Annotated in this window: 19 protein-coding genes; 15 read left to right on the plus strand and 4 right to left on the minus strand. The window is 71.2% G+C overall.

Annotation, left to right across the window (positions count from 1 at the left end; genetic code table 11):
• Nucleotides 1-27: 27 nt before the first annotated feature.
• The 12 genes from ACRWNP_RS09370 to ACRWNP_RS09425 all read left to right on the plus strand — a co-directional run bounded on the left by ACRWNP_RS09370 (nucleotide 28) and on the right by ACRWNP_RS09425 (nucleotide 12,389).
• Nucleotides 28-585 (plus strand): hypothetical protein, encoded by a 558-nt coding sequence (locus tag ACRWNP_RS09370; RefSeq protein WP_431960575.1) that lies wholly within the window; start codon nucleotides 28-30, stop codon nucleotides 583-585.
• Nucleotides 586-733: 148 nt separating this feature from the next.
• Nucleotides 734-1,648, plus strand: coding sequence for a pyridoxal 5'-phosphate synthase lyase subunit PdxS (gene pdxS, locus ACRWNP_RS09375; protein WP_431960576.1), 915 nt, complete (start codon nucleotides 734-736; stop codon nucleotides 1,646-1,648).
• Between the two features lie 86 nt (nucleotides 1,649-1,734).
• Nucleotides 1,735-2,334: a pyridoxal 5'-phosphate synthase glutaminase subunit PdxT gene (pdxT, locus tag ACRWNP_RS09380; protein ID WP_431960577.1), complete on the plus strand. Its 600-nt coding sequence runs from the start codon at nucleotides 1,735-1,737 to the stop codon at nucleotides 2,332-2,334.
• 61 nt (nucleotides 2,335-2,395) lie between these two features.
• Nucleotides 2,396-3,148, plus strand: coding sequence for a YebC/PmpR family DNA-binding transcriptional regulator (locus tag ACRWNP_RS09385; RefSeq protein WP_431960578.1), 753 nt, complete (start codon nucleotides 2,396-2,398; stop codon nucleotides 3,146-3,148).
• A 132-nt stretch (nucleotides 3,149-3,280) separates the two neighbouring features.
• Nucleotides 3,281-3,811: a crossover junction endodeoxyribonuclease RuvC gene (ruvC, locus tag ACRWNP_RS09390; protein WP_431960579.1), complete on the plus strand. Its 531-nt coding sequence runs from the start codon at nucleotides 3,281-3,283 to the stop codon at nucleotides 3,809-3,811.
• The gene (ruvA, locus tag ACRWNP_RS09395; RefSeq protein ID WP_431960580.1) at nucleotides 3,808-4,422 is read left to right on the plus strand and encodes a Holliday junction branch migration protein RuvA; all 615 of its coding nucleotides are present in this window, start codon (nucleotides 3,808-3,810) and stop codon (nucleotides 4,420-4,422) included. The genes ruvC and ruvA overlap by 4 nt, the downstream gene beginning before the upstream one ends.
• Nucleotides 4,423-4,453: 31 nt before the next feature.
• On the plus strand, nucleotides 4,454-5,518 hold the full coding sequence (gene ruvB, locus ACRWNP_RS09400; protein ID WP_431960581.1) for a Holliday junction branch migration DNA helicase RuvB: 1,065 nt from the start codon (nucleotides 4,454-4,456) through the stop codon (nucleotides 5,516-5,518).
• Nucleotides 5,519-5,679: 161 nt separating this feature from the next.
• Nucleotides 5,680-6,099, plus strand: coding sequence for a preprotein translocase subunit YajC (gene yajC, locus ACRWNP_RS09405; RefSeq protein ID WP_431960582.1), 420 nt, complete (start codon nucleotides 5,680-5,682; stop codon nucleotides 6,097-6,099).
• Between the two features lie 107 nt (nucleotides 6,100-6,206).
• Nucleotides 6,207-7,967: a protein translocase subunit SecD gene (gene secD, locus ACRWNP_RS09410; RefSeq protein ID WP_431960583.1), complete on the plus strand. Its 1,761-nt coding sequence runs from the start codon at nucleotides 6,207-6,209 to the stop codon at nucleotides 7,965-7,967.
• Entirely contained in the window at nucleotides 7,967-9,103 is a 1,137-nt protein-coding gene (secF, locus tag ACRWNP_RS09415) for a protein translocase subunit SecF (RefSeq protein WP_431960584.1), read from the plus strand. Before secD ends, secF begins: the two co-directional genes overlap by 1 nt.
• 55 nt (nucleotides 9,104-9,158) lie before the next feature.
• The gene (locus tag ACRWNP_RS09420; RefSeq protein WP_431960585.1) at nucleotides 9,159-9,719 is read left to right on the plus strand and encodes an adenine phosphoribosyltransferase; all 561 of its coding nucleotides are present in this window, start codon (nucleotides 9,159-9,161) and stop codon (nucleotides 9,717-9,719) included.
• A 210-nt stretch (nucleotides 9,720-9,929) separates the two neighbouring features.
• A complete protein-coding gene (locus ACRWNP_RS09425) occupies nucleotides 9,930-12,389 on the plus strand; it encodes a RelA/SpoT family protein (protein ID WP_431960586.1) in 2,460 nt (819 codons plus the stop codon).
• Nucleotides 12,390-12,494: 105 nt separating this feature from the next.
• Here the strand turns inward: ACRWNP_RS09425 and ACRWNP_RS09430 are convergent, their stop codons facing one another.
• Nucleotides 12,495-13,724, minus strand: coding sequence for a DUF349 domain-containing protein (locus tag ACRWNP_RS09430; RefSeq protein WP_431960587.1), 1,230 nt, complete (start codon nucleotides 13,722-13,724; stop codon nucleotides 12,495-12,497).
• A 220-nt stretch (nucleotides 13,725-13,944) separates the two neighbouring features.
• A complete protein-coding gene (locus ACRWNP_RS09435; protein ID WP_431960588.1) occupies nucleotides 13,945-14,769 on the minus strand; it encodes a peptidylprolyl isomerase in 825 nt (274 codons plus the stop codon).
• Between the two features lie 189 nt (nucleotides 14,770-14,958).
• Between ACRWNP_RS09435 and ACRWNP_RS09440 the strand changes: the two genes are divergently transcribed.
• Nucleotides 14,959-15,675, plus strand: coding sequence for an MBL fold metallo-hydrolase (locus ACRWNP_RS09440; protein ID WP_431960589.1), 717 nt, complete (start codon nucleotides 14,959-14,961; stop codon nucleotides 15,673-15,675).
• Between the two features lie 14 nt (nucleotides 15,676-15,689).
• On the plus strand, nucleotides 15,690-16,952 hold the full coding sequence (gene hisS, locus ACRWNP_RS09445) for a histidine--tRNA ligase (protein WP_431960590.1): 1,263 nt from the start codon (nucleotides 15,690-15,692) through the stop codon (nucleotides 16,950-16,952).
• A gap of 96 nt (nucleotides 16,953-17,048) precedes the next feature.
• Here the strand turns inward: hisS and ACRWNP_RS09450 are convergent, their stop codons facing one another.
• Nucleotides 17,049-19,157: a putative bifunctional diguanylate cyclase/phosphodiesterase gene (locus ACRWNP_RS09450; protein ID WP_431960591.1), complete on the minus strand. Its 2,109-nt coding sequence runs from the start codon at nucleotides 19,155-19,157 to the stop codon at nucleotides 17,049-17,051.
• The gene (locus tag ACRWNP_RS09455) at nucleotides 19,154-19,963 is read right to left on the minus strand and encodes an SAM-dependent methyltransferase (protein WP_431960592.1); all 810 of its coding nucleotides are present in this window, start codon (nucleotides 19,961-19,963) and stop codon (nucleotides 19,154-19,156) included. Before ACRWNP_RS09455 ends, ACRWNP_RS09450 begins: the two co-directional genes overlap by 4 nt.
• Nucleotides 19,964-20,244: 281 nt before the next feature.
• Between ACRWNP_RS09455 and ACRWNP_RS09460 the strand changes: the two genes are divergently transcribed.
• Nucleotides 20,245-20,889, plus strand: coding sequence for a vitamin K epoxide reductase family protein (locus tag ACRWNP_RS09460; protein ID WP_431960593.1), 645 nt, complete (start codon nucleotides 20,245-20,247; stop codon nucleotides 20,887-20,889).
• Nucleotides 20,890-20,927: the final 38 nt, after the last annotated feature.

Consider the following 20,927-nt stretch of genomic DNA (forward strand, 5'->3'; position numbering starts at 1 on the left):
TGGGCCGTACCGGGCGCACCGGTAGCCTTGCGGCCCGTGACCACCTTCATCTGGGTCCTCGTGGCGCTGGTCGTCATCGGCCTCTACCTGAGCTGGACCGCGGGCCGGCTGGACCGCCTGCACACCCGTATCGACGCCGCCCGGGCCGCACTGGACGCGCAGCTGCTGCGCAGGGCCTCCGTGGCGCAGGAGCTGGCCACCGCGGGGGTGCTGGACCCGGCGGCGAGCATCGTGCTCTACGAGGCGGCGCACTCCGCCCGGCAGGCCCGGGACGAACGGCGCGAGGTGGCCGAGAGCGAACTGAGCCAGGCGCTGCGCGCCGTCTTCGCCGAGTCCGACGCGGTCGACGCGGTGCGGGCCGCCCCCGGTGGCGACGCGGCCGCCCACGAGCTCACCCAGGCGGTGCGCCGGGTGCCGATGGCGCGGCGCTTCCACAACGACGCCGTACGCGCCGCCAGGGCGCTGCGCGAGCACCGCAAGGTGCGCTGGTTCCGGCTCGCCGGGCACGCGCCGCGGCCGGTGACCTTCGAGATGGACGACGAGCCGCCGGCCGTCCTGACGGTGGAGGGCGTGGCAGGCCACTGAGGGGCGATTGGCCCTTTTGCGGTCCACTTCGTGGGGTCCACCATGAAACACAGAGCAACCATCGGTGTTCCGCCGGTCGCCCGTGAGGAGGCCGGCAGACGCCGGGGGTTGCCGCCATTCCGCAGTTGAGTCTCCGAGTGAGGTCCCCGTGTCCACCACGCTTCCCAGCACCCCCGAGTCCCCCGAGACCGGCACCGCCCGCGTCAAGCGCGGCATGGCCGAGCAGCTCAAGGGCGGCGTGATCATGGACGTCGTCACCCCCGAGCAGGCCAAGATCGCCGAGGACGCGGGCGCCGTCGCCGTCATGGCGCTGGAGCGGGTCCCGGCCGACATCCGCAAGGACGGCGGCGTGGCCCGCATGTCCGACCCGGACATGATCGAGGGCATCATCGACGCCGTCTCGATCCCGGTCATGGCCAAGTCGCGCATCGGCCACTTCGTCGAGGCCCAGGTCCTGCAGTCGCTCGGCGTCGACTACATCGACGAGTCCGAGGTCCTCACCCCGGCCGACGAGGTCAACCACTCCGACAAGTGGGCCTTCACCACCCCCTTCGTCTGCGGTGCCACCAACCTGGGCGAGGCCCTGCGCCGCATCGCCGAGGGCGCGGCCATGATCCGCTCCAAGGGCGAGGCCGGCACCGGCAACGTGGTCGAGGCCGTCCGCCACCTGCGTCAGATCAAGAACGAGATCGCCCGCCTGCGCGGCTTCGACAACCACGAGCTGTACGCCGCCGCCAAGGAACTGCGCGCGCCGTACGAGCTCGTCAAGGAGGTCGCCGAGCTCGGCAAGCTGCCGGTGGTGCTGTTCTCCGCCGGTGGTGTCGCCACCCCGGCCGACGCGGCGCTGATGCGCCAGCTCGGCGCCGAGGGCGTCTTCGTCGGCTCCGGCATCTTCAAGTCCGGCGACCCGGCCAAGCGCGCCGCCGCCATCGTGAAGGCCACCACCTTCTACGACGACCCCAAGATCATCGCGGACGCCTCCCGCAACCTGGGCGAGGCCATGGTGGGCATCAACTGCGACACCCTCCCCGAGGCCGAGCGCTACGCCAACCGCGGCTGGTAAGCGCCCCGCGCCCCTCGATGGGCAGGCCGGCGCCGGCCTGCCCATCGATCGTTGCCCCACCCGACGTTCCGGAAGGTCCCAACCCCGTGTCCAGCAGCACCCCGACCATCGGAGTCCTCGCCCTGCAGGGCGACGTCCGCGAGCACCTCGTCGCGCTCGCCGAGGCCGACGCCCTGGCCCGCCCCGTGCGGCGGCCCGGCGAACTGGCGGAGGTGGACGGCCTGGTGGTCCCCGGCGGCGAGTCGACCACGATGTCCAAGCTCGCCACGCTCTTCGGCCTGATGGAACCGCTGCGCGACCGCATCAGGGACGGGCTCCCGGTCTACGGCACCTGCGCCGGCATGATCATGCTCGCCGACAAGATCCTGGACGGCAGGGACGACCAGGAGACCTTCGGCGGGATCGACATGATCGTGCGCCGCAACGCCTTCGGCCGGCAGAACGAGTCCTTCGAGACCGGGGTCGAGGTCGAGGGTGTGGAAGGCGGCCCGGTCGAGGGCGTCTTCATCCGCGCCCCCTGGGTCGAGTCCACCGGCAGCGAAGTCGCCACGCTGGCCCGTCTCGACGACGGCACGATCGTCGCCGTCCGCCAGGGCAACCTGCTGGCCACGTCGTTCCACCCCGAACTCACCGGGGACCACCGGGTGCACCGCTACTTCGTGGACATGGTGCGCGCCGCCCGGTGAGGTGATCCCGGTAGGATCGCAGTGTTCGTGAAGCAATCGGTGACGTGAAGGAGACAGGCTGATGTCCGGCCACTCTAAATGGGCTACGACGAAGCACAAGAAGGCCGTGATTGACGCCAAACGCGGCAAGCTCTTCGCGAAGCTGATCAAGAACATCGAGGTCGCCGCTCGTGCCGGCGGTGCCGACGTGTCCGGCAACCCGACCCTCTTCGACGCCATTCAGAAGGCGAAGAAGAGCTCGGTGCCCAACAAGAACATCGACAGCGCGGTCAAGCGCGGCGCCGGTCTCGAGGCGGGCGGTGCCGACTACGAGACGATCATGTACGAGGGCTACGGCCCCAACGGTGTCGCGGTGCTCATCGAGTGCCTCACCGACAACCGCAACCGCGCCGCCTCCGACGTGCGCGTCGCCATGACCCGCAACGGCGGCTCCATGGCCGACCCGGGCTCGGTGTCCTACCTGTTCAACCGCAAGGGCGTCGTGATCGTCCCCAAGGGCGAGCTCTCCGAGGACGACGTGCTCGGCGCCGTCCTGGACGCCGGTGCCGAGGAGGTCAACGACCTCGGCGAGTCCTTCGAGGTGCTCAGCGAGGCCACCGACCTCGTCGCGGTGCGCTCGGCGCTGCAGGAGGCCGGCATCGACTACGACTCCGCGGAGGCCAACTTCGTCCCCACCATGCAGGTGGAGCTCGACGAGGAGGGCGCCCGCAAGATCTTCAAGCTCATCGACGCGCTCGAGGACAGCGACGACGTGCAGAACGTCTTCGCCAACTTCGACGTCTCCGACGAGATCATGGAGAAGGTCGAGGCCTGACCCGTCCGGTACGACGCACGGCGGGACGGCGGCCCGTGGGGATGACACACCCCCACCGGGCCGCCGTCGTTGTCGGTGGCACCCGATAGCCTCCAGGAACCTGAACGGCTGTCCGAGGGAGGGAGGGGCGCGGTGCGTGTGCTGGGCGTGGACCCGGGGCTGACCCGGTGCGGCGTCGGCGTGGTGGACGGAGCCCCGGGGAAGCCGCTGCGCATGGCCGGGGTCGGTGTCGTCCGCACCTCGGCGGATGCCGACATCGGCCATCGCCTTGTGCTCGTCGAGCGCGGCATAGAGGCCTGGCTGGACGAGTACGCGCCCCAGGCGGTCGCCGTGGAGCGGGTTTTCAGCCAGCACAACGTGCGCACCGTGATGGGCACCGCCCAGGCCAGCGCGGTCGCCATCCTGTGCGCGTCCCGCCGCGGGCTGCCGGTCCACCTGCACACCCCCAGCGAGGTCAAGGCCGCCGTCACCGGCAGCGGCCGGGCCGACAAGGCGCAGGTCGGCGCCATGGTCACCCGGCTCCTGCGGCTCGACGCCCCGCCCAAGCCCGCCGACGCCGCCGACGCGCTGGCACTCGCCATCTGTCACATCTGGCGCGGCACCGCCACCAACCGACTCCAGCAGGCCGTCGCCCGCGCACGTATCCAGGAGCCCAGCACATGATCGCCTTCGTCAGCGGGCCGGTCGCCGCCCTCGCCCCCGACACGGCCGTGATCGAGGTCGGCGGCATCGGCATGGCCGTCCAGTGCTCCCCGGGCACCCTCGCCACACTGCGCCTGGGGGAGCAGGCCAGGCTCGCCACCTCCCTCGTCGTCCGCGAGGATTCCCTCACCCTCTACGGCTTCGCCGACGACGACGAGCGCCAGGTCTTCGAACTGCTCCAGACCGCCAGCGGCGTCGGCCCCCGGCTCGCCCAGGCCATGCTCGCGGTGCACAGCCCCGACGCGCTGCGCACGGCCGTCGCCACCGGCGACGAGAAGGCCCTCACCGCCGTCCCGGGCATCGGCAAGAAGGGCGCGCAGCGGCTGCTGCTGGAGCTCAAGGACCGCCTCGGCGCGCCCGTGGGCGCGGCGGGCGCCGCACGCCCCGCGGTGGCCGCAGGACCCGCCTCCTGGCGCGAGCAGCTGCACGCCGCGCTGATCGGCCTGGGCTACCAGCCGCGCGAGGCGGAGGAAGCCGTGGCCGCCGTGACGCCGCAGGCCGAGGCGAGCGCCGAGCCGCAGGTCGGGGCCCTCCTGCGGGCCGCCCTGCAGACCCTGAACCGAGCCCGCTGACCGTAGCCCGCCGAGCGTAAGGCGCACCGAAGTGAACTGGGACGACGAGTCCGTACCGACCACCGCCGACCGTCTCGTCGGCGCCGCCGCAGACGGCGAGGACCAGGCCGTCGAGGCGGCGCTGCGGCCCAAGGCGCTGGAGGAGTTCGTCGGCCAGGAGCGGGTCCGCGAGCAGCTCGACCTGGTGCTGAAGGCCGCGCGGCAGCGCGGCGGCACCGCGGACCACGTGCTGCTCTCCGGCGCCCCCGGGCTCGGCAAGACGACCCTGTCGATGATCATCGCGGCCGAGATGGGCGCCCCGATCCGTATCACCTCCGGCCCCGCCATCCAGCACGCCGGAGACCTCGCGGCGATCCTCTCCTCCCTCGCCGAGGGCGAGGTGCTCTTCCTCGACGAGATCCACCGGATGTCCCGGCCCGCCGAGGAGATGCTCTACATGGCGATGGAGGACTTCCGGGTCGACGTCATCGTCGGCAAGGGTCCAGGCGCCACCGCCATCCCCCTCGAACTGCCGCCGTTCACCCTGGTCGGCGCCACGACCCGGGCCGGCCTGCTGCCGCCGCCGCTGCGCGACCGCTTCGGCTTCACCGGCCACATGGAGTTCTACGCCCCGTCCGAGCTGGAACTGGTCATCCACCGCTCCGCGCGCCTGCTGGACGTCGAGATCGAGCCCGGGGGTGCCGCCGAGATCGCCGGCCGCTCTCGCGGCACCCCCCGTATCGCCAACCGACTCCTGCGCCGCGTACGGGACTTCGCGCAGGTGAAGGCCGACGGCGTGATCACGCGTGAGGTCGCCGGCCGGGCGCTGGAGGTGTACGAGGTCGACGGCCGCGGCCTGGACCGGCTGGACCGCGCCGTGCTGCGGGCCTTGCTGGGGCTCTTCGGCGGTGGCCCCGTGGGGCTGTCGACACTGGCGGTGGCCGTGGGGGAGGAGCGGGAGACGGTGGAGGAGGTGGCCGAGCCGTTCCTGGTGCGTGAGGGGCTCCTGGCGCGCACATCGCGTGGCCGTGTCGCCACACCCGCCGCGTGGGCACACCTTGGACTTGTGCCGCCACAGGGCGCCGGACCCGGGCAAGACGGGCTGTTCGTCCCTTGACGGCGGGGAGACTCGCCGCCGCAGGAACCTCGGTGTAATGCTTGGCGTTGTTCCACCGGCGAACGAACGCTTAGACTCCGCCGACGTCGTCCCTCCGGGACCGACACCCTCAATCCCGTAGACCAGGCCCGCAAGGCCGTGCGAAGGATCGTCAAGACACCATGAATCTGGTTCAAATCCTGCCTTTCGTCCTGATCATCGGTGTCATGCTGCTGATGACCCGCTCCGCGAAGAACCGGCAGCGCCAGGCCACGCAGATGCGTGACCAGATGGTCCCCGGTTCGGGCATCCGGACGATCGGCGGCATGTACGCCGTCGTCAAGGAGGTCAACGAGGACACGGTCCTGCTGGAGCTGGCCGACGGCGTCCACGCGCACTTCGCGAAGAACGCCATCGCCGCCGTCCTCGACCAGGCCGAGTACGACCGCGTCGTCCACGGCATCGAGCCGGAGCTCGACGCGCACGACGCCGAGGACGTCGAGAACGCCGACGAGCCGGCCGACGAGCCCGTCGACCTCAGCAAGACCGACGAGGGCGCGACCGAGGACGTCTCCAAGACGGACGGCACCGACAAGAAGTAACGGCCCGGCCGGTACGTTTGCAGGGTTCGGCAAGTCCGTACAACTCAACGTGCCGCCCTGCTGCGCGCGCAGGTCCGCAGGGCGGTTGGACAGGGAGAAACGAGAAGGTGGCAGCACCGAAGAGGGGCCGTAGGCCCTCGGGGAGCCAGGGATACCCCGGGCGGGCGCTGGCAGTGATCCTGCTGGCCATCGTGGCGCTCACCGGAGGGATGTTCCTCTCCGGCCACACCACCCCGCGGCTGGGCATCGACCTGGCCGGCGGTACGAGCATCACGCTGACGGCCAAGAGCGACCAGGCCGGCGCGATCAACAAGACCAACATGGAGACCGCCAAGTCGATCATCGACCGGCGGGTCAACGGTCTCGGTGTCTCGGAAGCCGAAAGCCAGATCCAGGGCGACCGGAACATCATCGTCAACATCCCCAAGGGCACCAACGCCGCGCAGGCCGAGCAGCAGGTCGGCACCACCGCCCAGCTCTACTTCCGGCCCGTGCTCGCCGAGGTGGCCAACACCCCGGCGACCCCGGCCTCGCCGAGCGGCAGCCCCTCGGGCTCGCCCTCGTCCACGGCCTCGCCGTCCGCGAGCGCCTCGACCGGGGCCAAGGCGTCCGGCTCCCCGTCCGACAGCGCCTCGACGCAGGGCCGCGCCGTCACCGACGCGCTGAAGGCATCCTCGACGCCGTCCGCCTCCGCCTCGGGCGCACCGTCGCCCAACCCGTCGCCCTCGGCGAGCACCGCGGCCCCCGGCAGCACGATGGACACCTCCATCCCCGCGGACCTGCAGGCCAAGCTCGCCGCGCTGGACTGCTCCGACGCCAAGGCGCGCGCCAACCTGAACCTCAAGGCCAAGCCGACCGACAAGATCGTCGCGTGCAGCCAGGACGGCGGCGCCAAGTACGCCCTCGGTCCCGCCGCGGTGGACGGCAAGAACGTCAGCAAGGCCGCCGCGCAGTTCGACACCCAGGGCGGCAACGGCTGGGTCGTCACCCTGGACTTCGACGGCACCGGCTCCAAGGCCTTCTCGAAGATCACCTCGCAGCTGTCCCAGCAGCAGCCGCCGAACAACCAGTTCGCGATCGTGCTGGACAACGAGGTCGTCTCCGCCCCCTCGGTGAACCAGACCCTCAGCGGCAGTGCCGAGATCTACGGCAGCTTCACCCAGGAGAGCTCCGAGGAACTGGCGAACGTCCTGTCCTACGGCTCCCTGCCCCTCACGTTCGACAAGTCCGACGTCACCAAGGTGTCGGCGGCGATCGGCGGCGAGCAGCTGCACGGTGGTCTCATCGCCGGCGGCGTCGGCCTCGCCCTGGTCGTGCTCTATCTGGTCGCCTACTACCGCGGCCTGAGCTTCGTGGCCATCCTGAGCCTCATCGTCTCGGCGATCCTCACCTACGCGATCATGACGCTGCTCGGCCCGGCCATCGGCTTCGCGCTGAACCTGCCCGCCGTCTGCGGCGCCATCGTCGCCATCGGCATCACCGCCGACTCGTTCATCGTCTTCTTCGAACGCATCCGTGACGAGTTGCGGGAGGGCCGCTCCCTGCAGCCGGCCGTCGCCCGCGGCTGGCCGCGCGCCCGTCGCACGATCCTCGTCTCGGACTTCGTGTCGTTCCTGTCCGCCGCCGTGCTCTTCATCGTCTCGGTCGGCAAGGTGCAGGGCTTCGCCTTCACCCTGGGCCTGACGACCCTGCTCGACGTGGCCGTGGTGTTCCTCTTCACCAAGCCGCTGATGACGATCCTGGCCCGCAAGAAGTTCTACGCCAGCGGACACCCCTGGTCCGGGCTCGACCCGCGTGCCCTGGGCGTCAACCCCCCGCTGCGCCGCACCCGCCGCCCCGCGGCCCGTACCGACGTCAAGGAGGCCTGATGTCCCGGCTCGGTAGCCTCGGGCACCGCCTGCACCGAGGCGAGATCGCCTACGACTTCGTCGGCAAGCGCAAGCTCTGGTACGGCGTCTCGGTCCTGATCACCCTCGCGGCGATCATCGGTCTCGCCGTCAACGGACTCAAGCTCGGCATCGAGTTCTCCGGCGGCGCGGTCTTCACCACCCCGAAGACCGAGATGTCGGTCAGCCAGGTCCAGGACAAGATCGCCGACAACACCGGCGGCCACCAGGCCATCGTGCAGAAGCTCGGCTCGGGCTCGGTCCGCATCCAGATCAGTGACATCTCGCTCACCGAGGCCAAGAAGATCCAGGGCGAGATCGCCACGGACCTGAACGTCAAGTCCAACGACATCGACCCGCAGATCATCGGTCCGAGCTGGGGCGACGAGATCTCCAAGAAGGCCTTCCAGGGCCTGGTGATCTTCATGGTCCTGGTGACGGTCTACCTGGCGATCGCCTTCGAGTGGCGCAAGGCCGTGGCCGCCCTGATCGCCCTCATCCACGACCTCACGATCACCATCGGCGTCTACGCGATCGTGGGCTTCGAGGTCACCCCGGGCACGGTGATCGGTCTGCTGACCGTCCTCGGTTACTCCCTCTACGACACCGTCGTCGTCTTCGACGGCCTGAAGGAGTCCACGAAGGACATCACCAAGCAGAACCGCTACACATACAGCGAGGTGGCCAACCGCAGCCTCAACCAGACCCTGGTGCGTTCGATCAACACCACGGTCGTGGCGCTGCTCCCGGTCGCGGGCCTGCTCTTCGTCGGTGGCGGTCTGCTGGGCGCGGGCATGCTCAACGACATCGCGCTGTCGCTCTTCGTCGGCCTCACCGCCGGTGCGTACTCCTCGATCTTCATCGCGACCCCGCTGGTCGCGGACCTCAAGGAGCGCGACCCGGAGATGAAGGCGCTGCGCAAGCGCGTGCTCGCCAAGCGCGCCGCCGACGCCCGCCGTGGCGGCGACGGCGCGGACGAGCCGCAGGACGCCTCCCCCGCGGACGCGGACGGCGACCCGGAGGAGGACGCCCACGCGGGCGCCGTCGTCGGCGGCCAGCGCACCCAGCCGGCCCGTAACAACCGTGGCCGCAACCGTCCCTCCGGCAAGCGCCGCTGAGGGCGGGCCGGACGATCGACGACACGCGGCGACGAAGCACCGAGGAACACAGGCGATGACCACGACGGACGCCACCCCGGAGGGGCTGCGCAGCCTGCTGCTCAGCCGTATCCGGGACGTGCCGGACTATCCGAAGCCGGGCGTGATGTTCAAGGACATCACCCCGCTGCTGGCCGACCCCGCGGCGTTCAACGCGCTGATCGACGCCCTGGCCGGGCTCTGCGCCCGGCACGGCGCCGACAAGGTCGTCGGCCTGGAGGCGCGTGGGTTCATCCTCGCCGCCCCGGCGGCCGCCCGCGCCGGGCTCGGGTTCGTGCCCGTGCGCAAGGCGGGCAAGCTGCCCGGGGCGACGCTGGGCCAGGCGTACGAGCTGGAGTACGGCACCGCCGAGATCGAGGTCCACCAGGACGCCTTCTCGGCCGGTGACCGGGTCCTGGTCATCGACGACGTGCTCGCCACCGGCGGCACGGCCGAGGCGTCCCTGGAGCTGATCCGCCGGAGCGGCGCGCAGGTCGCGGGCGTCGCGGTCCTCCTGGAACTGGGCTTTCTCGGCGGCCGCGCCCGCCTCGCCCCGTCCCTCGCCGGCGCTCCCCTGGAGGCGCTGATCGCGGTCTGAGCCCCTGGCTCGCCGGAGGCGGGTCCCGGCCGCGGAAGCGGTACGGGGCCCGCCTCCGGGCGTCACGGGGGGTCCACGGGGCGGACGGGACGCGGTTCACCCGATCAGATCGCTACCATGGTGTCTCGGAACCTCCCTCCTCGCCCGTCTCCGGCCGGGAGGGGACCAGAAGGAGTGCCCTTGCAAGAAGAGGCCAGGCAGGCTCAGCCGATGACCGCCGCAGACGGGAAGCAGGCGGCTTCCCTCTCCGCGGCTCCTCCTGTCGCGCCCGCCGCGCCCGCGGAGGGCAAGGCCGCCAAGCCCGCTCCCGCCGCCCCGGCGACTCCTGCCGCCCGGCCCGTACGCACTCCCGGCAGCGTGGCCCCGAACCGCCCCGCCACCTCCTCCAACCGGGTCCGCGCCCGCCTCGCCCGGCTCGGCGTCCAGCGGTCCAGTCCGTACAACCCGGTCCTGGAGCCCCTGCTGCGGATAGTCCGCAGCAACGACCCGAAGGGCGACCCGTCCCAGCTGCGCCAGATCGAGCGCGCCTACCAGGTCGCCGAGCGGTGGCACCGGGGCCAGAAGCGCAAGAGCGGCGATCCGTACATCACGCACCCGCTCGCGGTCACCACGATCCTGGCCGAGCTCGGTATGGATCCGGCGACGCTGATGGCCGGGCTGCTGCACGACACCGTCGAGGACACCGAGTACGGCCTCGACGCGCTCCGGCGCGACTTCGGTGACTCCGTCGCCCTGCTGGTGGACGGCGTCACCAAGCTGGACAAGGTCAAGTTCGGCGAGGCCGCGCAGGCCGAGACGGTGCGCAAGATGGTCGTCGCCATGGCCAAGGACCCACGGGTCCTGGTCATCAAGCTCGCCGACCGCCTGCACAACATGCGCACCATGCGGTACCTCAAGCGGGAGAAGCAGGAGAAGAAGGCCCGCGAGACGCTGGAGATCTACGCACCGCTGGCGCACCGGCTGGGCATGAACACCATCAAGTGGGAGCTGGAGGACCTCGCCTTCGCGATCCTCTACCCCAAGATGTACGACGAGATCGTCCGGCTCGTCGCCGAGCGCGCGCCCAAGCGGGACGAGTACCTGGCGGTCGTCACCGACCAGGTGCAGCAGGACCTGCGCGCCGCCCGCATCAAGGCGACCGTCACCGGCCGCCCCAAGCACTACTACAGCGTCTACCAGAAGATGATCGTGCGGGGCCGGGACTTCGCCGAGATCTACGACCTGGTCGGCATCCGCGTCCTCGTCGACACCGTCCGCGACTGCTACGCGGCGCTGGGCACCATCCACGCGCGGTGGAACCCGGTGCCGGGGCGGTTCAAGGACTACATCGCGATGCCCAAGTTCAACATGTACCAGTCGCTCCACACGACGGTCATCGGGCCCAGCGGCAAGCCGGTCGAGATCCAGATCCGCACCTTCGACATGCACCGCCGCGCCGAGTACGGCATCGCGGCGCACTGGAAGTACAAGCAGGAGGCCGTCGCCGGCGCCTCCAAGGTGCGCACCGACAGCCCCAAGTCCGCCAAGAAGGACGACGCCGTCAACGACATGGCGTGGCTGCGGCAGTTGCTCGACTGGCAGAAGGAGACCGAGGACCCTGGCGAGTTCCTGGAGTCGCTGCGCTTCGACCTGTCGCGCAACGAGGTCTTCGTCTTCACCCCCAAGGGTGATGTCATCGCGCTGCCCGCCGGCGCGACCCCCGTCGACTTCGCGTACGCCGTCCACACCGAGGTCGGCCATCGCACGATAGGGGCCCGGGTCAACGGCCGTCTGGTGCCGCTGGAGTCGACCCTGGACAACGGCGACACCGTGGAGGTCTTCACCTCCAAGGCGGCGGGCGCCGGCCCGTCCCGAGACTGGCTCGGCTTCGTCAAGTCCCCGCGTGCCCGTAACAAGATCCGCGCCTGGTTCTCCAAGGAGCGCCGCGAGGAGGCCGTCGAGCAGGGCAAGGAAGCCATCGCGCGCGCGATGCGCAAGCAGAACCTGCCGATCCAGCGGGTGCTCACCGGCGACTCCCTGGTCACGCTCGCGCACGAGATGCGCTACCCCGACATCTCCGCGCTCTACGCGGCGATCGGCGAGGGGCACATCACCGCGCAGTCCGTCGTGCACAAGCTCGTCGAGGCCCTGGGCGGCGAGGAGGGCGCGACCGAGGACATCGCCGAGGTCACGACCCCCTCGCGCAGCCGCACCAAGCGGCGTTCGGCCGCCGACCCGGGTGTCATCGTCAAGGGTGAGAAGGACGTCTGGGTCAAGCTGTCACGCTGCTGCACCCCGGTGCCGGGCGATCCGATCATCGGCTTCGTCACCCGCGGCAACGGCGTCTCCGTGCACCGGGCCGACTGCGTGAACGTCGAGTCGCTCTCGCAGCAGCCCGAGCGGATCATCGACGTCGAGTGGGCGCCGACCCAGTCCTCGGTCTTCCTGGTCGCCATCCAGGTCGAGGCGCTGGACCGGTCCCGCCTGCTGTCGGACGTCACGCGCGTGCTGTCCGACCAGCACGTCAACATCCTGTCCGCCGCCGTCCAGACCTCCCGCGACCGGGTGGCCACCTCGCGCTTCACCTTCGAGATGGGCGACCCCAAGCACCTCGGGCACGTCCTGAAGGCCGTCCGCGGCGTCGAGGGCGTCTACGACGTGTACCGCGTGACCTCGGCGCGCCAGCGCTAGGCCTGCCAGGCCTGACCCGGCACGACACGGCGAAGGGCCCGTACGCCTCGCGTACGGGCCCTTCGCCGTGGTCCGGGGAGGCCCCCGGACCACCACGTCAGCGTCTCAGCCGCCGAACTCGTCCAGGGACTTGAGCGCCTGGTCGAGCAGCACCTGCCGCCCGTCGAGTTCCCGCTGGAGCTTGTCGGCCTTGGAGGTGTTGCCCGCCGCCCGCGCCGCCTCGATCTGCTCACGCAGCTTGTCGACGGCCGCCTGGAGCTGCCCGGTCAGGCCCGCGGCACGCGCCCGCGCCTCGGGGTTGGTGCGGCGCCACTCGGACTCCTCGGCCTCCTGGATCGCGCGCTCCACCGCGTGCATGCGGCCCTCGATGCGCGGCCGGGCGTCGCGCGGCACGTGGCCGATCGCCTCCCAGCGCTCGTTGATGCCGCGGAAGGCCGCGCGCGCCGCCTTCAGGTCGGTGACCGGGAGCAGCTTCTCGGCCTCGATGGCCAGCTCCTCCTTCAGCGCGAGGTTCTCGCGCTGCTCGGTGTCCCGCTCGGCGAAGACCTCCGAGCGGGCCGCGAAGAAGACGTCCTGGGCACCGCGGAAGCGGTTCCACAGGTCCTCCTCCGCCTCGCGCTGGGCGCGGCCGGCGGCCTTCCAGTCCGCCATCAGCTCGCGGTAGCGCGCCGCCGTCGGGCCCCAGTCGGTGGAGCCGGACAGCGCCTGCGCCTCCTCGACCAGCTTCTCCTTGCGCCGGCGGGCGTCCTCGCGCTGCGCGTCGAGTGCCGCGAAGTGCGCCTTTCGCCGCTTGGAGAAGACCGAACGGGCGTGGCTGAAGCGGTGCCACAGCTCGTCGTCGGTCTTGCGGTCCAGCCGGGGCAGGCCCTTCCAGGTGTCGACCAGCGCGCGCAGCCGCTCGCCGGCGGCGCGCCACTGCTCGCTCTGCGCCAGCTGCTCGGCCTCGGTGACCAGGTCCTCCTTGGCCGTCCTGGCCTCCTCGGAGGCCTTGGCCTTGGCGACCTTGCGCTCCTCGCGGCGCGCGTCGACCTGCTCGGTCAGCGCGTCCAGCCGCTTGGCGAGGGCGGCCAGGTCGCCCACGGCGTGGGCCTCGGTCACCGTGGCGCGCAGGTGATCGATGGCGGTCAACGCGTCCTTGGGGGACAGGTCGGTGGTCTTCACCCGGCGTTCGAGGAGGCCGATCTCGACGACGAGGCCCTCGTATTTCCGCTCGAAGTAGGCCAGCGCCTCCTCAGGGGAGCCCGCCTGCCACGAGCCGACTTCACGCTCGCCATCGGCCGTACGCACGTACACGGTCCCCGTCTCGTCGACGCGGCCCCACGGGTCGCTGCTCACAGCGCCTCCTCCACGTGATGCCCGGCCGTCGCACGGCTCGCGGGCATCGTCCACAGTTCCATTCGGCCGGGCCGAGCCCTGACCGGTCCGACGGTCCGCTCACATCCATGGTGCAGCCGTCGGAGCAGGCACCCTACACAACGCCAACATAGGCGACCGGTGCCCCGGCTGTCCGCATCCCGCACCCGCGAAATTAACCCGCGGGTGCGGGACGCGGCGGTCAGGACGTACCGACCGTCGCCTTGTTGATCACCACGGTGGCGTTCGGGGCGCCGTCACCGGCGCCGGTCGTCTCGCCCGCGGCCGCGATCTTGTCCAGCACCTCCATGCCGGCCGCGCCGATCGTCCCGAACGGGGTGTAGTTCGGGGGCAGCGGGCTGTCCTTGTAGACCAGGAAGAACTGGCTGCCGCCGGTGTGCGCCTGGCCGGTGTTGGCCATGGCGACCGTGCCCGCCGGGTACGTGCCCCCGGCGATCTCCTTCGCCTTCAGGTTCTCGTCCGGGATGGTGTAGCCGGGACCGCCGGTGCCCTGGGCCGTCGGGTCGCCGCACTGCAGCACATAGATGCCGCTGGTGGTGAGCCGGTGGCACTTCGTGTGGTCGAAGTAGCCCTTGCCGGCCAGGAACGCGAAGGAGTTGACCGTGTGCGGGGCGTTCTTCGCGTCGAGGTCCAGCGCGATGTCACCGCAGGTCGTCTGGAGCGTGAGGGTGTACTTGGCCGCGGTGTCGATGGTGACCGCGGGCTCCTTCTTCCACTGCTCCGTGCCGGGGTTGCCCTCGGCGGGCTTGGCGCAGGGGTCGGGCGCCTTGCTCGGTTCCGCGGGGGTGGGGGAGACGTCCGCGGCCGCGGCGTCGTTGTTCTTGGAGTCCGGGCTGAAGGCACCCGCCGCCCAGGCCGTGGCACCGGCCGCCAGCACGACCGCGAGCACGGCGGCGACCACCGCGTTGCGCCGCACGGCCTTGCGCTGGGCCTGCACACGGCGCTCATGCTGCCGCTCGAACTTCTCCCGGGCGAGCTGGCGCCGCCGCTGATCCTTGGTGACCACTGAGCCGTCTCCCGATGACTTCTGCTCGTCGCGTCCGAATGTGAGTACGTCGCCGATCTTTGCGTCCGGCGCGCCCCCCGTCCAGCGACGTTACTGGTTCGCGATGGCCGCGTCGCCGCCGGTAGGCTCGTGGGGCCGCCACCGTGCGGTCACGACCTGCCGAGAACGACAGCCGACAGAAGGACGAACGTGCTCATTGCCGGGTTCCCCGCCGGGGCCTGGGGCACCAACTGCTACGTGGTCGCCCCCGCCGCCGGTGAGGAGTGCGTGATCATCGACCCGGGCCACGAAGCGGCCCAGGGCGTCGAGGACACGCTCGCCAGACACCGTCTCAAGCCCGTCGCCGTCATCCTCACCCACGGCCATCTCGACCACACGGCCTCGGTCGTCCCGGTCTGCGGGGCCCATGGCGTCCCTGCCTGGATCCACCCCAGGGACCGCTACATGCTGAACGACCCGGAGAAGGCCCTCGGCCGCTCGATCGGCGCGCAGCTGCTCGGCGAACTGGCCATCGGCGAGCCGGACGACGTGAAGGAGCTCGCCGACGGCAGCACGCTGGGACTCGCCGGTCTCGAGCTGTCCGTGGCGCACGCGCCCGGCCATACCGAGGGGTCGGTGACGTTCCGGCTCCCCGAGACCGCCGAGATCCCCTCGGTGTTCTTCTCGGGCGACCTGCTCTTCGCCGGCTCCGTAGGCCGCACCGATCTGCCCGGCGGTTCCATGGACGAGCTGTACGCCTCGCTGGCCCGTGTGTGCCTGCCGCTCGACGACTCGACCGTGGTGCTGTCCGGCCACGGACCCCAGACGACCATCGGCCGTGAGCGCGCCACCAACCCGTATCTGGCGGAGGTGGCCCGCGGCCTCGGAGGGGACGACCACCCCGCCCCTCCGCGACGAGGAATGTGACGAGAGACCTCACAGTGAGCACCTTCCAGGCCCCCAAGGGCACCTATGACCTCCTGCCGCCCGACTCCGCCGTGTTCCTGGCGGTGCGCGAGGCGCTCGCCGAGCCGCTGCGGCGGGCCGGCTACGGCTACGTCGAGACCCCCGGTTTCGAGCAGGTCGAACTCTTCTCCCGCGGCGTCGGCGAGTCCACCGACATCGTGACCAAGGAGATGTACACCCTCACCACCAAGGGCGGCACGAACCTCGCGCTGCGCCCCGAGGGCACCGCCTCCGTGCTGCGCGCCGCTCTGGAGGCCAACCTGCACAAGGCCGGCAACCTGCCGGTCAAGCTCTGGTACTCCGGCTCGTACTACCGCTACGAGCGCCCGCAGGCCGGGCGTTACCGCCACTTCTCCCAGGTCGGCGCGGAGGCGATCGGCGCCGAGGACCCGGCGCTCGACGCCGAGCTGATCATCCTCGCCGTGGACGCCTACCGTTCCCTGGGGCTGCGGAACTTCAGGCTGCTGCTCAACTCGCTCGGCGACCGCGAGTGCCGTCCGGTCTACCGGGCCGCCCTCCAGGACTTCCTGCGCGGACTCGACCTCGACGAGGACACCCGCCGGCGGATCGAGATCAACCCGCTGCGCGTCCTGGACGACAAGCGCGACAGCGTCCAGAAGCAGCTCGTCGGCGCCCCGATGATGCGCGACCACCTGTGCGAGGCCTGCAAGGCCTACCACGAGCAGGTGCGCGAGCTGCTGACGGCCGCGGGCGTGGAGTTCGAGGACGACCCGAAGCTGGTGCGCGGCCTGGACTACTACACCCGCACCACCTTCGAGTTCGTGCACGACGGCCTCGGCTCGCAGTCCGCGGTCGGTGGCGGCGGCCGCTACGACGGCCTGTCCGAGATGATCGGCGGCCCGGCGCTGCCGTCGGTCGGCTGGGCGCTGGGGGTGGACCGTACGGTGCTGGCCCTTCAGGCCGAGGGCATCGAGCTCGAACTGCCCGCGGCCACCCAGGTGTTCGCGGTGCCGATGGGCGAGGAGGCGCGCCGCGTGCTGTTCGCCGCGGTCACCGAGCTGCGCCGGGCGGGGATCGCCACCGACTTCGCCTTCGGCGGCAAGGGCCTGAAGAACGCCATGAAGTCCGCCAACCGGTCCGGTGCCCGCTTCGCGATCGTCGCCGGTGAGCGCGACCTCGCCGAGGGCGTCGTCCAGCTGAAGGACCTGGAGAGCGGCGAGCAGGACGCCGTGCCGCTCGACGGCGTCGTCGCGGCCGTGCGCGTGCGGCTCACCTGAACCGTCCGCGGGTCATCACGCGGCCGGCCGGTGCTGCCACCGGCCGGCCGCGCCGTCGGAGCACAGACCGCCGGTCGGCTGCCACCTGACCGCCGGTCAGTCCGGCCGTCCCCGCTCGATCCACCGGGCGATCCGCTCCGGCCGCATCGGCCGCCCGAAGTACCAGCCCTGGCCCCAGTCGCAGCCCAGCGAGCGCAGGCGCCGGGCGTGCTGGGAGCTCTCCACGCCCTCGGCGGTGACGGTGAGGCCGAGCGCGTGCGCCAGCGACACCAGTCCGCCGACGATCCGCCAGCCCACCGGGTCATCCGTCCCGGCGCGGTGGGGGTCGGTGACGAACGCTCCGGCGATCTTCAGCCCGGACACCGGAAGGTCCCTCAGATAGGCGAGGTTCGACCAGCCGGTGCCGAAGTCGTCGACGGCCAGTGAGACCCCTGCGTCGGCGATCGCCTGCAGGGCGCGCAGCGACTCGTCCTCGGGTCCGATCACGGCGCTCTCGGTGATCTCCAGCTCCAGCCGCCCCGGTTCGAGGCCGGTGCTGTCCAGGATCGACGTGACGTCGTTCACCAGGCCGGGGTTGCGGATCTGCCGTACCGCCAGGTTCACGTTGATCTGCGGGGCCGCCTCCCCGTAGCGCCGCACCCAGGCGGCCGCCTGACCGACCGCGCGCTCCAGGATCCACCGGCCCAGCGGCATGATCAGCCCGGTCTCCTCCGCCGTCCCCACGAACTCGTCCGGCCCCAGCACCCCGAACTGCGGGTGACGCCAGCGCACCAGGGCCTCCACCGCCACCAGGGAGCCGTCGGCGAGCGAGCACAGCGGCTGGTAGTCCACGAAGAACTCCCCGCGGTCCAGCGCCACCGGCAGCCGTACGGAGATGGCGTACCGGCTCACGGCACGCGCGTTGTGCGTGGGGTCGAAGAGCGTCCAGCGGCCCCTTCCGGCCTCCTTGGAGCGGTACAGCGTCAGATCCGCCGCCCGCACCGCCGCGCCGGGGGTCGTGGCGGCGATCCGCTGCGCCAGCACCCCCACGCTGGCGCCGATCGTCAGCTGCTGGCCGCCCACGAGGAAGGGCCGGGAGAGGGTGGCCAGGACGAGCTTGGCGACCGCCACCGCCTCCTGGTCGCCGCGGCACTCCTCCAGCAGCACCACGAACTCGTCGCCACCCAGCCGGGCCACCAGGTGCCCCAGCGGGGAGAGCGCGGCGTCCAGACGTTCGGCCACGGCGGTCAGCAACTGGTCCCCGGTCTCGTGACCGAGGCTGTCGTTGACGACCTTGAAGCCGTCGAGGTCGACGTAGCACAGGCCGAAGCGCGCGCCGGGCTGCGGCTGTTCGAAGAGGCCCTCCAGCCGCTCGAAGAACGCGGTGCGGTTGGGCAGCCCGGTCAGCGGGTCGTGGGTGGCCTGGTGGCGCAGGCGCTCCTGCAGCCGGTAGCGGTCGGTGATGTCCTCGACCATCGCCACCTGGTAGCGGGGTTCGCCGTGCTCGTCGCGGATCAGCGAGACCGTCAGGTGCGTCCACACCACCTCGCCGTCGCGCCGGTAGTACGGCTTGTCGCACTGGAACCGCTCGCGGCGTCCGTTGACCAGTTCGTCGTACGCCTCCCACACCCCCGGTGCGTCCTCGGGGTGCACCAGCTCGGTGACCCGGCGGCCCCGCAGATCCTCCTGGCGCGCCGCCCCGAGCAGGTCCCGGAGCGCCTGGTTGACCTGCACGATCGTGCCGTCCACGTCCGCGATGCCGATGCCGATGGCGGCGTGCTCGAACAGCGCGCGGAAGCGGGCCTCCGAGGCGCGCCGGGCCCGCTCGGCGTCCTCGCGGGCCCGGAACGCCGCGCGCTGGATCGCCTCCTGCTCCCGCAGCGTCCGCTCGCGCAGCGCGGCCGCCCAGCCGGAGGCGAAGGCGCCGGCCACGCCGGGTACCCGCTCGGGACCGGCCGGCTGGATCTGCAGCAGCGCCACGGCGGCCGCCAGGATCTCCGGATCGGTGAAGTGGGCCTCCACCAGCAGCGTGCCGGCCTGTTCCGCGAGGGAGGTGTCGCAGGTGCGGTCGCCGAGCGCCCGGCCGAGCAGGTCCGCGGTGGTGGCCGCCACCCGGCGCAGGGTCAGCGGGGGCAGCGCCAGCCCCGGGCCTGAACGCAGCAGGCGGGACCAGGCGTCCGCGAAGTCCGGGGCGGGCCCTGCGACGGTGGACGGCGACTCCCTCACGGCCGCCGTCCCACGCCGGCCAGGCCCGACAACCACTCGGGATGCGGCCCCACCGACTCCGGGTCCTCCGGGTGCCACTCGGGCAGCCAGACGACACCCGGCGGCAGGAGCCGCCAGCCGTCGAAGAAGGCCGTCACGTCCTTCCTTGTCCGCATGACCAGCGGCGTGGTGGTGCGCCGGGCGTACAGCTCGGCGAGCGAGTCCGCCTGCTCCGGGCGGCTCTCCCGGGAGGCGTGGGTGAGCACCAGATGGCTGCCGGGCGGCATGGCGTCGCGCAGCGCGCCCACGATCTTGCCGGGGTCCTCGGCGTCGGTGACGAAGTGGAGCATCGCCACCAGCAGCACCGCGACCGGTTCCCCGGGCGCGAGCAGGGCGGTGACCTCGGGCCGGGAGAGCAGATCGCCGGTGTCGGTCATGTCGGCCATGACCATGGCGCTCAGCGGGTCGTCCTGGAGCAGCAGACGGCTGTGCGCCACCGCGATCGGGTCCAGGTCCACGTACACCACGCGCGCCTCGGGGCGGACGGCCCGCGCGACCTCGTGCACGGCGCCGAAGGTCGGGATCCCGGAGCCGATGTCCAGGAAGCGGGTGATGCCCAGGGAGGCGAGGTACTGGACCGCGCGGCGGAGGAAGGCGCGGTTGGCCCGCATGATCACCGGCAGGTCGGGCCACAGCGCCATGGCCTGCCGCGCCATGTCGCGATCGGCCTCGAAGTTGTGGGATCCGCCCAGGTAGTAGTCGTAGACCCGGGCGGCGTTCGGAGTCTCCACGTCCGTCCCCGCGGGCACCCACTCCGGTCGACGCATGGGACACCTCTCCCCGTCTGAGGGAATCCTCGGATCCTCGGGTCCACTTAGAATCCTATATGCCTGATATCTGCGCATTCTCGGAGAGTGTGGCTTCACGTCGGTGTGCGACACGTCGATAGCACAGAGCGACACGGGGTACACGAAGCGCTCTCGAATTCCGCTCTTCCGCCCGGCCGTTGTCGCTCGGACGGGTGACACGGCACCATGGGAACCGGCACTTCCGGCGGGTCCGACGCGTTGGGCAGTGCGGCACATCCCCGACCCACGGAAACGGCGACATGGTGACTACGGCGGTTGACACGGCTCGCACCGACAGCGGGAGCCAGGAGTCCGCGGGCGGGCTCATCGGCGCGGGCAGGGCCTTCACCTGGCTGCTCGTGGTCTGCGGTGCGCTCGGCCTGCTCGCCTCGTGGGTCATCACGATCGACAAGTTCAAGCTGCTGGAGGACCCGAACTTCGTCCCCGGCTGCAGCCTGAACCCGATCATCTCCTGCGGCAACATCATGAAGAGCGAGCAGGCGCACGCCTTCGGCTTCCCCAACCCGATGATCGGCATGGTCGCCTACCCCGTCGTCATCGCCCTCGCCATGGGGATGTTCGCCGGCGCCCGCTACCGCCGCTGGTTCTGGCTCGGCCTGCAGGCCGGGACGCTCTTCGGCGTCTGCTTCGTCACGTGGCTGCAGTACCAGTCGCTGTACAGCATCGGCTCGCTGTGCCTGTGGTGCTCGCTGGCGTGGGTCGTCACCATCGCGCTGTTCTGGTACACCCTCGTGCACAACCTCAAGCACGAGATCATCCCGGCGCCCGCCCGCGTCCGCGACCTGGTCCTGGAGTTCCACTGGGTCGTCCCCGTCCTCTGGTACGGCGCGATCGCCGTGGCGATCCTGACCCGTTGGTGGACGTACTGGAGCACCCTGATCTGACGGCGGGGACGCGGTGTCAGTGCGGTGACATAGGCTTC

This window comes from Actinacidiphila sp. bgisy160 (genome assembly GCF_965342435.1).
Classification (GTDB): Bacteria; Actinomycetota; Actinomycetes; order Streptomycetales; family Streptomycetaceae; genus Actinacidiphila.